The following is a 12486-nucleotide window of genomic DNA, read 5'->3' as shown; positions in this document are numbered from 1 at the left end:
TATGAGTATAAACGACTGACAATATTAACCTAGTAAATAGCGAATAAGTCGTCTTCCCTAATGTCGATTCTCTTGCCATTAACTTCTAATTTAAAACCAGAAGCATCACTAGCTACACGAAATACTTTAACAATTGGGACAACCTGTCCTGGAAATAATTGACTACTCGGTTCGATCCCTTTGTCCTTCAGCCATTGATTGATACTTAAGGTTTCTGAAAAATCATTGATTTCGTTATATTTCCGACCTTGGCTATCAATCAGCTTATAGCTTGACCAGGTTATACTACCGGATTGGTTTCCTGTGTTTTTCATTTCTAACCCAACAACCGCCAGTTGACCGCCTTTTGACTCTACATTTTCCATAAAATCATTGCTAGGAAAAATGGTATCGAGCATTTGAATGCCTGCAATTTTAACTGCACGATCATTCCTTACATTTATCCAAGTTTCTGTGGGGACCGGTTTTGCTACTGGTTTCGATTTTTGAGGTTCGGGCCTATAAGTGGATGCTGCTACAAACGTGGAAGATTTTGCCATATAAGTCTTGTCATTTTCTTCCGCCGTAACAGAAGATAATCCATTCAGAACCAAAACCAGAATAATGCTGGTAATACCGGAACTCTTTAGGACTCTCATTCTGGTTTGTGGCTTCTTGTCATTAAGTACAATGCTAGGCTTGCATAATCCGATAACAAATGCAAAGGGAGAAATTATCAAATAAAGACCAATACCGAGTGCAATAATGCCGATAAAAACGTAGAATATTGCCGTCAAATTCCCATCATGTTTGACCCCTCCATACTTAAGGTGAACTAAAACCAATTGATTGGGCCAAAAGCAGCACCTATAGATGCTAAGATTAGCAAAATACCAGCAACAACAGAAGTAATACGGCGTAACCTAGTCATACCCATATCCGGTATGACTCCAATTAAAACAAATAACGCACCCAAAAGTAGCGCAATGATTCCGAATATAGCAGCCATTTTTTTCTCCTTAATTTTTTTGCGGTTTCTTTTTTTGATGGCTTGCCAAAAACCAAGATACAACCAACTAAATTTTTCGGCTTGATCAACTAAATGCTCTGTCTATTATTATCTTTGATGGTTTCGGTGTTTGTCAACCTCAAATATATATTATTTTGCCTCAAGTATTAACGGGTATCAGAGTTATAAAATCTAGTTTTGTATAAACAAATTCCAAAATGTACTAAAATGTGGTATAATACCAAAGTCCCGTACAAGCACCCCTATGCTATGAACCTTAAAGAAATGTTAAATATCGCCGATCGCATCGTGTTTGCGAAGACCGGACATCACCTTGACGATCTACAGGAGGCGGTACTGAGAGGAACGCTGGAACGGGAGACTTATCAACGCATTGCCAAAGAGTATGATTACTCGGAAAGCAGCGTCAGAAATGCGGGTTCGCAGTTGTGGCATATCCTTTCGGAGGAGTTGGGAGAAGAAGTTAATAAATCCAATTTTCGCTCGGCAATGGAGCGGTTTCAATTTTCCCTATTTTCAAATGTTGTACCAGATCACGTTCAAGTTGGTAGTTTAAATTTTTGTGGGGAGGGAAGACACCCGCCGGATATACCAAACCGACACCCACCCAATCGAGAGGTATGCAGTCAAGAGTTAAGCGAGATGCCGGATTTGGGTGTTTTTTACGATCGCACCCTCGAACTGGAAACCCTGAGTGATTGGATTCTAAACGAACGCTGTCGCCTCATAGCAATCACAGGCATGAGTGGCATCGGCAAAACCGCCTTAGTCTCCCAACTGGTGCAGCAAATCAAAGATGAGTTCGAGTCCGTTTTCTGGTGTAGCCTAGCGTCGCCTCCCACCTTTTCAGACTGGCAAAATCGCCTGCTAAAGTTTTTCTCAAAATCGCCAACCGATCGCTCTTTCCACCTCACCTCAGAGCCTTTATTCGTCATTCATTATTTACAACAATATCGCTGTTTGCTAGTTTTAGATGACCTTCACAATTTGTTTGTTTCGGGAGAGTTGGCGGGCAAATATCAAGCCGAGTGCCAAGACTATCAATCCTTTTTTAAGCAAGTTGAGAACTTATCCCATCAAAGCTGCGTTTTACTCATCGGTTGGGAACCCTCCATTGAACTCCCCCCCAGTGCCAAGCAAAATAGCCCGCTGCGGACGCTACAACTCACCGGGTTAGATATCGCCACGACTCGAAAGATTCTCCAAGATTACGGATTGACAGAAATTGATGAAAATTCCCCACTGATTGACTGCTATGATGGAAATCCGTTCTGGGTGAAAAGTCTCGCCAGCCAGATTCAAGAGTTGGGCGGGTTTGTCCCCGATATTTTGAAAAATGATACTTTATTGTTGCCGGAAGATGTGAAGTGTATTTTACGGCAACAGTACGATCGCCTGTCGGAAACTGAAAAACAAGTGATGGTTTTATTAGCCCGCGAGAGCGAACCTATCAGCTTGGGAGGATTGCTAGAAATGGCGATAATGCCTCCCGCAGATTGTCTCAATTCGATTCAATCTTTGCTGCGACGTTGTTGGCTGGAAAAGCCAGACAATCTCTACAGACTACCCAAAGCCATCAAGCAGTATATTATCCATCATTTGATTTAATAAATGTGGGGGGTCAATTTATCCGATATGATCAACCCGACGGGCATTGAATTTATGCGGTGATGTCCTAGTTTAGGGTGATTTCTAGCATGGTTTTCAAATCGTCCCAGCAACCAGGTTTCTGGCCCCCCACCCACATCCCAGAAACCCGGTTTTTCAATCTCTCAACCCCTCCAACCGCAGAAAATTTACTCCCCCCAACCAGTCCCCCGCCACCACCGTCACCCCATCATCAGCTACAGCACAGGAAATCATCGGAGCCTCCCCGGTGAAGGTAGCTAACACTCCCCCCGTTGCCAAATCCCACAGTTTCAGGGTGCGATCAGAGGATGCGGAAACGGCAGTTTTGCCGTCCGGCGCGATCGCCACTGCATTCACGTAAACCTCTTGGGAGCGTGGAAGCCCCGTGTCTTTAGACCGGGGAGGAAACGCGACAGGGGGACTTTAGTCCCCGTCAATCTTTCAAGCATAGGCGTAACCATCCTTCCTGTGAATGGGTTGGCAGTATTTGTGGCTGATGCCTGCCACCCGTACCGAAGCGGTGGTAATATCAAAACTACCAGACGCACGGCAGAGAACCCGTCCTAGATATGAGCCAATTTTCTTCCCCGCTGTGACCGTAGCCGTCACCATGTCGCCAGTCTCAAAGCCTTTATGAATTTGCCTCCTGGAGCGGTGACGAGTGGGGAATCCGTACTTATTCGTCCCGCACATCTGACGGGTTCCATGCCCCTTTGCTAAAATCAGCAACGGTTTTGAAGTCAGAACTTCCAGTGATTCGACTGGTCCAACACAGGCAGCATCAAGCCAGTGAGCTTTAGGTAGGTTGAGCCTCAGTCGATTGAACTTCGTTTGTCCGCCCGTTCCTGTGGTAACTGGGAGTCCTGTTGCTTTCAGAGCCTTGAACAAGGCCCATCGGGTCGAGTTAACGGCAGCCGCATCTTTAAGGGGTGATTTGGCCTGCCTGAGAAGACGACTCAGGACATCAGGCTGGCCCGATAAAAAATCCCGAATGTCCCCATTGCCTTTGGCTTGATTGCATGAGTGGCAAGCCATCGTCAGGTTAGAAACCCGGTCAGAGCCACCCTTAGACCGAGGGTGGATATGCTCAACTTCAAGTGGTACATTTTGAGCCCCACAGTAAGCACAGGTTCTGTCCCACTTGAACAACAGGTATTCCCTGACTTCATAGCCTTGTAATTCTCCCTGCTGATACTCAACACCTGATATCTCAGGGTTTTCCATCAATTGCAGGTCGAACCGTACTAGCTCTTGAGCAATGCAGCCAACTGGGGCAAGTCTACGAAATCGGTGAACCCAGGTCATTAGAGTATCTACTCGATGCTGCAAGCTGGGAGCTAACCAACCCTTGCTCCGAGTCCGATTCAAGAACCGAGCTGGTCGATATCGGGTCTTGCGGTTTCGTCGAGAACGTCGGAGTTGACGACGAGAGAGCAATGCTTCTTTAATCTGCTGTCCTCGGTGCTGCAACTCGGCAGCAAAGATAATATGATTCCCTTGCTTCAAGGCAATTCCAGTGACTTTAGAGCCTGGGTCTAATTTTAGTTCGAGGGGTTCAGGATTAGCGTCAACCTCCTTGTTTAGAATAATGGTGAATGGGTAGCGTCGAAATACCGATGCTTTCCCGGCTTTGAGCAGTGATCGTGCCACCCCTGGCTTGCACGGTGTCAGGGGCTTGCGGTTGGTATCTAAAACGAAAACATGGTTAGACATTGTTGCGTCTGTTCTGATTGCTCGTAACGTTTGCTTCGCTAATGTTCAGAGTCGGTACTTTCCAAATCGCACTGTCTTAACCCCTTAGGACTGTTTAACGATTTGGTTCATGAGCCTGGAACTAGCACGCATTCCAGGGTAGGAACTTTAACTCTTGCTCGCTCACGTAGCCAGTTAAGGCTTAAGCTGGTCAGCTACCTGAAAGCGGGGGCACGAAGCCCCCGTGCTTCAGCCGGGGGTGCTGACTTTCCGCCCCATTCATCCGCAAATCCTCCGCTTTTTGGCTTAGGAAATCCCTAAAGGAAGCATGGTATTAGGCTTAATAATCGCTTTAACTAGGCGATCGCTTGCCATTCTTCCCCCCGATAAATTCCTAGCCACAGGACCCACAATCAAAGCCGCTAATCCCCCCATTATAAAACATTCAGACCCAGGAATCCGCAAATTTTCATCTAGGACAGGTAAACCATTAATCATCTCCGTCCGATAAATTCGTAGCACATCAGTCAGTAAATTATCTTGGTGTCCATTAAATTGAGTTCCCGTAGCCAACCAAATCCGATTAAACATTAGTGAAACTTCCCCATTCAGCCTCACTCGCCACTGTTCATCCTTCCAAACCGCCCCCAGAATCTCAGTATTTTCTAAAATCCTCAATTTCCCCTGACGCGCCGCCCGTCTTAACTGTAACATCAGCGCGGGAGTCACCGAACCCCCATCACGAGCCTGTTTAATCATCTCCCAACGACCATACCAACAGTCCTCCCCTTCAAAACCCTTTAAATATTTGGGTCCTAACCAACCAGGTTCCGCATCAAATAACCTCTCGCGCAACTGTCGCCGCACTACTAATGTCACCATAGCGCCTCGTTTTAGCGCCCCCATAGCCAAATGACCGCTGGTTAAACCCCCTCCCACAATTACAATATCTTCTCCAGACAAATCCTTAATTAACCGCAAATCAACCTGTTGAGAATGACAAAGGCTACTGGGAGGATAGGGGGTCCTAATTTCTTCTACCCACTGGGGAATATTGGGAACCGCCGCCCCCGTTGCTAATACTACCCGCCGCGCAATTAAGGAACTACCATCAGTTAAAACTATCTGAAATCTGGGCTTTTGGGACCATTGAATCGGTAACACTTGGCTGACTTTTCCCGGATATACCCGGTCTGTTAACTCCCATTTTTTCACTACCTCACCACAGAAATCCTCAAATAGCTCGGTTCCTGGTAGGTCGTAGGGGGGGAACAATTCCATCGACCTATTCTCAGCAAATCGTCTGAGGCTATAGGGGTCGGGGTCGGGGTGATGTACTGCTGGCGATCGCAAATGGGGGATTTCCTGCGCCTTAAATTGATGTCGCCATTGTTCTAACCAAGTCCCACTGGGGTCTAAGACCATAAATCGGTTCCTGAATTTTTGGCGTTTCTGCAATATATGGGTAACTAACGTCAGGGCTTGGGGACCTGCTCCCACAATCGCTAGGTCAATCAAACTCGGTAAAGGGCGATCGAACATATTTTTCGGAATTTTCTCGAATCCTGTGTTATGTGTGTTATCTTAGTCTGATAATGATTCTCATTCTTGTTAAACCATGATTTTTGCGATCGCAGGTCCCCCCGGTGCTGGGAAAACCTACTGGATTCGAGAACAGATAGCCCAAAACCCCCAACCACAGTGCTATTTCGCCCCAGAGATTAATGGCGTGTGCATTGATAAAACCTGTTTAGCCACAGAATTTCCCCATCTGCACATCCTATCTCGTGGTCAAGAAGCCGAACTATTAACTTTAATTGAATCCGGGGTTAATGTTTATATTGAATTACCTTGTTATTTGGAATTATCCAACTTTGAACCCCTTTTAAATAACCTCGATTGTCAACGGATTGCTGTGCTACCTGCCACCCCGCAAAATTCCGAGTTTGAACAGTGGTCAGACCAAATAATTAACGGAAATTCAGCGGCAGCCCCCAGCCAAGAATTGTGGGAGAGTATATCTGATGATGTGCAAATTCATCAAGGGTTACTATCCGGCGAAATTATCGATTGGGCGAGTTTGACCGTGTTTTGGTTTGAACTCATTCATGGAGCATACGGTCAGGTAATTAGAGCTAAGGGAATTTTTGATATTGTTAGCGGTGAGTCAATTTATGGAGATTTCGTCTTTGGGACAGCTAATCGGGAGTTTTTCGCCCTGGATTTACCTATCCACACTTCCGGGAGACCTGAGCGATTTAGTGGCTTTGAAATTGTCGGACAAGGATTAGATAAACAGGGAATATCACAAACTCTCAAAGATTGCTGTTTACCAGAATCTCATATACACTATTATCAGCAACAAATGCAGCATGATTCCTTAGCGAGAGAAACCGAGGTTTTAGTATGAAAATAGCCGTCATGTCTTGTATCCATGGTAATTATGAAGCCCTGGATACAGTTTTGTTGGATATCGATAAACAAAAAGCTGACCAAATTTATTGTTTGGGAGATTTGGTCGGTTATGGTCCTTTTCCTCATGCCGTAGTTGAGCAAATTCGCTCCCTAGATATTCCCACTGTTCAAGGATGTTGGGATGAAGATATTGTCGAGGGATTAAATGCTTGTGAATGTAGTTATCCATCCCTATTGGCGGAACAAAGGGGGCGCTTGGCTCATGAGTGGACTAATGATAATGTCTACCCAGAAACCAGGGAATTTTTGGCTCAATTACCTTTGAGTTTAAAGAAGGATAATCTCTGTTTTGTTCATGGTTCCCCCCATAGCAACCATGAGTATTTGATGCCGAATATGGATGCTTTTACCGTGTTAGAAAGAGTTTTGTCTACTGATGCGGATGTCCTTTTTTGTGGACATACCCATGTTCCATACGTGCGCCACTTAGAAGCGGGTCAACTACAGGTGAAAATTCGCCAAATGGGTGGGGGTGAAAATCCACAAGATTGCAGTTTTCAGACTCCCTTAAAACGGGTGATTAATGTCGGTTCTGTCGGAGAACCTCGCCACGGTCGCCCTAATGCTACCTATGTGATTTATGATACCGATACCCAACAGGTTACTCTCCGAGAGGTTGAGTATGATTATCGCAAAACTTGTGCCGCCATTATTGAGAAGGGGTTACCGCCTATTTTTGCTTGGCGTTTATCTCAGGGTTTGGAATATGCCGAAAAAGCTGATGATCCGACCCATGTTTGTCAACGTTAAATAAGTTTCCCAAAACCTGGCAATTTTGGTAAATATCTGCTATAATAAAATTATCACTTTGCCCAATTTTTCGGGCAGATTAAGCCCGCCAATTGTAGTTTACTTTCACTTAAAAACATGACTTTAGCCCAGGAACTTCAAGCCAGTATCAATGGCAATTTACCCAATTTGACCACCGAAACAGCACCTTTAGTTTCTGAGGAAGAAATGCGTCAAGCGGTGCGGACTTTGTTACTGGGACTTGGAGAAAATCCCGACCGGGAAGGTTTGAAGGATACCCCTAAACGGGTGGTTAAAGCCTTAAAGTTTTTGACCTCTGGTTATCATCAGTCTCTGGATGAACTGCTAAATGGTGCGGTATTTCATGAGAATACTGATGAGATGGTTTTGGTGCGAGATATCGATATCTTTAGTTCTTGTGAACACCATATTTTACCTATCTTAGGTCGCGCTCATGTCGCTTATATTCCTGATGGTAAAGTTATCGGATTATCTAAGGTGGCTCGTATCTGTGAAATGTATGCTAGAAGGTTACAGGTTCAAGAAAGATTGACTGCTCAAATTGCCGATGCTTTACAGGGTTTACTCAAGCCGAAAGGGGTCGCTGTTGTCGTGGAAGCCAGCCATATGTGTATGGTCATGCGCGGTGTACAAAAGGTGGGTTCTTGGACTTCTACCAGTGCGGTGCGGGGGGTGTTTTCTGAGGATGCCAAAACTCGCCAAGAGTTTATGTCTTTGATTCGCCATACCCCGAATTTTAGCTAGTTTGTGGGGATTTTATCCTCGCCGTTTGGCGATCGCAATAGTTGGGTTGGGTTTGCGCCTAACTCAACACCTTATTTTACTTTTAAGTTATGGTTATGTGGGCTATTTTAAGCGGTATTGAAGGCAATTTGGTGGCTTATCAAGAAGTGGTTAAGGATATCATTAAACGCCGAGTTGAGATTGAACAGTTTTATATTTTGGGAGATTTGGTCGGTCCAAATCCTAACAGTGAATTGCTGGTTGAGATGGTCAGAAATGCCGCTGAGTCAGGAGAAATTGAACCCCAAGTCTGTCTGGGTTGGTGGGAGGAACAGTGTTTTAATTTGTATGGTTTTGGGACGAATGTACAGGGTGATGAATTGTTGAAAAAATATGGGGGAGATACGGTTAAGTTATTGTGGAAATCGGTTTCTCGGAAAACCGTTGAATGGCTGCGAGAACAGAATTTTGGCTTTTTAGAATTGGACTGTTTGTTAATTCATGGAAGTAGTGTAGGGGCCAGTGATGAACTGACCGTGGATACCCCGGCTTGGAAAATGTTGGATCGCTTGCAAAGAGTTGGCGCAAATCAGTTGTTTTGTGGTCGGTCTGGTCAGGTTTTTGAGTATGAATTGGCGGCGGGTTCCCTGGCTTCTACTGTTCTAACTTTGGATGAACAACAACCTTCCCAAACTGTGGAATTGAAAAATAAAAAAGTGATTGGAGTCGGTGCGGTGGGTCGCCATTGGGGTACGGCTACCTATACTTTATATAATCCCTATTCTAATCAGGTTACATTTTGCAAAGTTGACTATGATTAATTGGGGGATTACTATATAATTTAATTGAGGATTTACTAGGAGTAATTTAAGATTATGACCGGAGCCACACAATCATCATCGGCTTTGATTCCAGATTTGCCGAAGCGGGGAATGCCTGTGACAATTATTACGGGTTTTTTGGGGAGTGGTAAAACCACTTTACTTAATCAAATTTTGGAAAATAAACAGAATTTGAAAATTGCGGTTTTGGTTAATGAATTTGGGGATATTAATATTGATTCTCAGTTGCTCGTCTCCACTGATGATGATATGGTGGAGTTGAGCAATGGTTGCATTTGCTGCACGATTAACGAGGGGTTAGTTGATGCGGTTTATCGGGTTTTGGAAAGAAGCGATCGCATTGATTATATGGTGATTGAAACTACAGGGGTGGCTGACCCTCTCCCGATTATTTTAACGTTTTTAGGTACGGAATTAAGAGATTTAACTAACCTGGATTCTGTGATTGGTGTGGTGGACTCGGAAAGTTTTACCCCAGATCACTTTGACAGTGAAGCGGCTTTAAAACAAATCTCCTACAGTGATATGATTATCTTGAATAAAACTGACTTGGCGACTGCTGAGAAGCTGCAAGAATTGGAGGCTTATATTTCCACCGTTAAACGGGGTGCAAGAATTATTAGAAGTGAATATGGTAGGGTTCCATTACCGTTAATTTTGGATGTGGGTTTAACGCCTACTGAAGAGTATCAAGACCACGACGACCACGACCACGACCACGACCACGACCACGACCACGACCACGACCACCATCATCATCATCACCATTCTGATCATTTAGCCAATGATGGTTTTGTGTCTATTGCGTTTGAAAGCGATCGCCCTTTTGATGTCAACAAATTCGAGCAATTTTTAACTGAAAAAATGCCAACTGGAGTATTTCGCGCTAAAGGGATTCTCTGGTTTAGTGAGAGTGAAACACCCTACATTTTTCAACTTAGCGGTCCCCGGTATGATATTCAACTAGGGGAAACTTTGAGACAATCTAAAAACCAGGTAGTTTTTATTGGTCGTCATCTCAACAGCGAGGAAATTAAGCAGCAGTTAAATAGTTGTTTAGTCTGACCTAACCAGGTGAGGGGGGGTTGAGTCAGATTAATGGAATTAATCACTGAGAGTATAACCCCCCCTAGCAGATAATTATTTTAAATAGATTAATAGGTTTAATCCGGGGATGGTGCGAGAAAGGGTCCATAATAGCAGAATCAAATAGAGGACTCCCAAACTCCACTGATACCAAACCAAAGTGGTGATTAAACCGGGGACAAATTCATCGCGCATTCGCAGGTCATTAAAGCCAAATTTTAGCAAATTATTCAAACTGAAATCATAGTAATTTAACCAATTCCAACGCCGATCCCATAAAATCGGTAAATACCTTTCACGGAAGAGAGGATAACGCGGCATTATGGGAAGACGACCAATCATTAATCGTAACTGTCGCAGGCTACCATCTTCTGTTAAATAGGAGGTATTCAATAAATTATGATAGCGTCCGCGCCGATAAATAATCCCTAAAATTAGACCCGGAATAGGAAGGAGAAACACACCTAAACAGAGGAGGGTAAGTCCTGGTTGAGTAGAAGCGGAGAAAATTTCTAATAAACCGATCGCCGTAAATATAGCATAACTTCCCACCATAGAAGTAGTTTCTAAAGGGGTGGGAAGAATGGGAGATGGTCGCCAGCGTCTGACCCGATCTACCAGCCAAAACAATAAGCCAAAATAGGCGATCGCCACTATTCCCACCCCAAAAATTAGGGGAAAATTAGTGCCATATCCAGTTAGCAATAGCAAAATTTCCCACTGTAACCATTGGAGAATAGTTAACAGTTTTTCGACCCCATATTTGAGATGAGTTAGCCTCAAAAAACGCTGCCAACAACTACTATAGTTATCAGCTATAGCGGCTTCTTGACTATTAGCGATCGCGCGATTATATACTGTAATATAAGTCGCCAAATTAATACCATCCAGCCTGAGAATTTCCACCAAATTCCGAAAAGGTTGTTCTTCCCTAACTCGGACAATAGTTTCCGCCTGTTGCGGTTCAAAACCAATAGCCACCAACCGGGAAACGGAAGCGGTGTTAATATTCACCCCAAAAATTCGTCCCCACCAAGTATTTAATCGTAATTTCGCCCGCAACAACTCGATATAATTAGCATCAACAATTTGTTCCTGTTCCCGAAAATTTCTAATCAACTTTCGCAGTAAATTCTCATTTCCCTGAAGAGTCGGAACAGTTATCAATTGACCAATTATTCCCGGATCTCCCATAATTTGAGCGGCTTTAGAGTCAAACATAAAATGGTCAATATTCAACATTTTACCATGATTAAAACCCACATCACTAAAATCCATTAATCCCTCAATACTGGCTTCTCGGAGATTCAAGTTTTCACTAAAGCGAGTATCTCTAAAATCCACAGAATCCGCAAATCGAGACTGATTAAAACTCACAGAAGCATTAAATATAGACTTAGTAAAACCCGCCCTGTCTGACCACAAAGAATCGCTAAAATCTGTGCTTTCCTCCCAAACAGTTTTGTCAAAATCCGCCGCCCCACCAAATCGCACTTGGTGAAAATTACCCCCATTAAAATGACTACCTTGGAAGTCGGTTAATCCCTGAAAATTAGCTTGCTTAAATTGTGCAGATGTGATAAAATAGCTATGTTGAAAATTCGCAGATTCTCGGAAACTAGCCCCGCCAAAATTTGCCAACAAACTCAACCGACAATCAGACCAATTAGCGGTTTTCTGAAAATCTGCATAACGACTATCAACCCCTTTGAGAAAAAAGATATTGTGAAAATCAACTTTTCCCTGAAATTGTGTTTCTTCTAATTTCAATCGTCCCCGCCATACGGTTAATTTAGGCAAAGATGCTGAGAAAGATTGAGGGGATTTAAAAATTGATAAATAGGCGGATTTAGACTTAATTTGCTCTACTTCTTCCTGGGAAAATACAGATTTAATAGTTTCTTCAATCAGGGGAACTCTCACCCCCAAGTTACCCCCATTAAAATCCCCTTGAATTTGGGAATAACTCAAGTCTAATCCTAGGGGTTTAGTTGACTGATTTAGAGTAGTTTTTAATAGTCGATAAAACTGGTTCCTAAACTCAGCATTTTCGGGGCGTATATCAATAATGAGATGCTGTAAATCAATAGCAGCGACTCCCTCAATGTTGCTAGGATTATTTAGCCTTTCCTGGAGCAATTCTAGGGTCAATAAAGTGGGTTCTGGTTGACCATTTGCCGCCTGAACAGATAGGGATGAACGCAGCATAAAAACAGTCAACAGCAGAACACACAGGGCAATTTTAATTAGCCTCATTAA

11 protein-coding genes and 1 pseudogene are annotated in these 12486 nt (G+C 43.8%); 6 read left to right on the top strand and 6 right to left on the bottom strand.

Annotated features, from left to right (window positions below):
- Window positions 1-29 precede the first annotated feature (29 nt).
- Both HFV01_RS07155 and HFV01_RS07150 read right to left on the bottom strand, forming a co-directional pair.
- Window positions 30-824: a DUF4352 domain-containing protein gene (locus HFV01_RS07155; RefSeq protein WP_006624435.1), complete on the bottom strand. Its 795-nt coding sequence runs from the start codon at window positions 822-824 to the stop codon at window positions 30-32.
- Window positions 815-1054 (bottom strand): annotated as a pseudogene (locus tag HFV01_RS07150) (DUF3784 domain-containing protein); the annotation flags it as partial. The pseudogene HFV01_RS07150 and the gene HFV01_RS07155, both read right to left, overlap by 10 nt.
- Before the next feature lie 204 nt (window positions 1055-1258).
- On the opposite strand from HFV01_RS07150, the gene HFV01_RS07145 reads away from it, so the two are divergent.
- Window positions 1259-2617, top strand: a complete 1359-nt coding sequence (locus tag HFV01_RS07145; protein ID WP_193520945.1) for a helix-turn-helix domain-containing protein — start codon at window positions 1259-1261, stop codon at window positions 2615-2617.
- 156 nt (window positions 2618-2773) lie between these two features.
- On the opposite strand, the gene HFV01_RS07140 is transcribed toward HFV01_RS07145, so the two are convergent.
- From HFV01_RS07140 to HFV01_RS07130, 3 genes are all read right to left on the bottom strand, one after another.
- Complete coding sequence (locus tag HFV01_RS07140; RefSeq protein WP_006668704.1) at window positions 2774-2995, bottom strand: WD40 repeat domain-containing protein; 222 nt, start codon at window positions 2993-2995, stop codon at window positions 2774-2776.
- A gap of 84 nt (window positions 2996-3079) precedes the next feature.
- Window positions 3080-4351 carry an RNA-guided endonuclease IscB gene (gene iscB, locus HFV01_RS07135; protein ID WP_193520944.1) on the bottom strand — a complete coding sequence of 424 codons (1272 nt, stop codon included), beginning with the start codon at window positions 4349-4351 and terminating at the stop codon, window positions 3080-3082.
- Window positions 4352-4636: 285 nt separating this feature from the next.
- The gene (locus HFV01_RS07130; protein ID WP_006624430.1) at window positions 4637-5872 is read right to left on the bottom strand and encodes an FAD/NAD(P)-binding protein; all 1236 of its coding nucleotides are present in this window, start codon (window positions 5870-5872) and stop codon (window positions 4637-4639) included.
- A 76-nt stretch (window positions 5873-5948) separates the two neighbouring features.
- Between HFV01_RS07130 and HFV01_RS07125 the strand changes: the two genes are divergently transcribed.
- The 5 genes from HFV01_RS07125 to HFV01_RS07105 all read left to right on the top strand — a co-directional run bounded on the left by HFV01_RS07125 (window position 5949) and on the right by HFV01_RS07105 (window position 10206).
- The gene (locus HFV01_RS07125) at window positions 5949-6740 is read left to right on the top strand and encodes a GTP-binding protein (protein ID WP_193520943.1); all 792 of its coding nucleotides are present in this window, start codon (window positions 5949-5951) and stop codon (window positions 6738-6740) included.
- Window positions 6737-7555, top strand: a complete 819-nt coding sequence (locus tag HFV01_RS07120) for a metallophosphoesterase family protein (RefSeq protein ID WP_006624428.1) — start codon at window positions 6737-6739, stop codon at window positions 7553-7555. Before HFV01_RS07125 ends, HFV01_RS07120 begins: the two co-directional genes overlap by 4 nt.
- A 117-nt stretch (window positions 7556-7672) precedes the next feature.
- Window positions 7673-8320: a GTP cyclohydrolase I FolE gene (gene folE, locus HFV01_RS07115; protein ID WP_006624427.1), complete on the top strand. Its 648-nt coding sequence runs from the start codon at window positions 7673-7675 to the stop codon at window positions 8318-8320.
- A gap of 95 nt (window positions 8321-8415) precedes the next feature.
- Complete coding sequence (locus HFV01_RS07110; protein ID WP_006624425.1) at window positions 8416-9120, top strand: hypothetical protein; 705 nt, start codon at window positions 8416-8418, stop codon at window positions 9118-9120.
- Between the two features lie 54 nt (window positions 9121-9174).
- The gene (locus HFV01_RS07105; RefSeq protein WP_006624424.1) at window positions 9175-10206 is read left to right on the top strand and encodes a CobW family GTP-binding protein; all 1032 of its coding nucleotides are present in this window, start codon (window positions 9175-9177) and stop codon (window positions 10204-10206) included.
- Between the two features lie 75 nt (window positions 10207-10281).
- On the opposite strand, the gene HFV01_RS07100 is transcribed toward HFV01_RS07105, so the two are convergent.
- The gene (locus HFV01_RS07100; RefSeq protein WP_006668699.1) at window positions 10282-12483 is read right to left on the bottom strand and encodes a pentapeptide repeat-containing protein; all 2202 of its coding nucleotides are present in this window, start codon (window positions 12481-12483) and stop codon (window positions 10282-10284) included.
- Between the last annotated feature and the right edge of the window lie 3 nt (window positions 12484-12486).

The sequence above is a fragment of the Limnospira fusiformis SAG 85.79 genome (assembly GCF_012516315.1).
In the GTDB taxonomy this organism is placed as follows: domain Bacteria; phylum Cyanobacteriota; class Cyanobacteriia; order Cyanobacteriales; family Microcoleaceae; genus Limnospira; species Limnospira fusiformis.
Note: the sequence above shows the minus strand (reverse complement) of the source record. Positions and strands in the feature narration are given on the sequence as shown.

Excerpts from the sequence above, each read along its gene's own strand:
- HFV01_RS07145 (WP_193520945.1), top strand. The coding sequence starts at position 1,259 with ATGAACCTTAAAGAAATGTTAAATATCGCCGATCGCATCGTGTTTGCG.
- iscB (WP_193520944.1), bottom strand. The coding sequence starts at position 4,351 with ATGTCTAACCATGTTTTCGTTTTAGATACCAACCGCAAGCCCCTGACA.
- HFV01_RS07130 (WP_006624430.1), bottom strand. The coding sequence starts at position 5,872 with ATGTTCGATCGCCCTTTACCGAGTTTGATTGACCTAGCGATTGTGGGA.
- HFV01_RS07125 (WP_193520943.1), top strand. The coding sequence starts at position 5,949 with ATGATTTTTGCGATCGCAGGTCCCCCCGGTGCTGGGAAAACCTACTGG.
- HFV01_RS07120 (WP_006624428.1), top strand. The coding sequence starts at position 6,737 with ATGAAAATAGCCGTCATGTCTTGTATCCATGGTAATTATGAAGCCCTG.
- folE (WP_006624427.1), top strand. The coding sequence starts at position 7,673 with ATGACTTTAGCCCAGGAACTTCAAGCCAGTATCAATGGCAATTTACCC.
- HFV01_RS07110 (WP_006624425.1), top strand. The coding sequence starts at position 8,416 with ATGTGGGCTATTTTAAGCGGTATTGAAGGCAATTTGGTGGCTTATCAA.
- HFV01_RS07105 (WP_006624424.1), top strand. The coding sequence starts at position 9,175 with ATGACCGGAGCCACACAATCATCATCGGCTTTGATTCCAGATTTGCCG.
- HFV01_RS07100 (WP_006668699.1), bottom strand. The coding sequence starts at position 12,483 with ATGAGGCTAATTAAAATTGCCCTGTGTGTTCTGCTGTTGACTGTTTTT.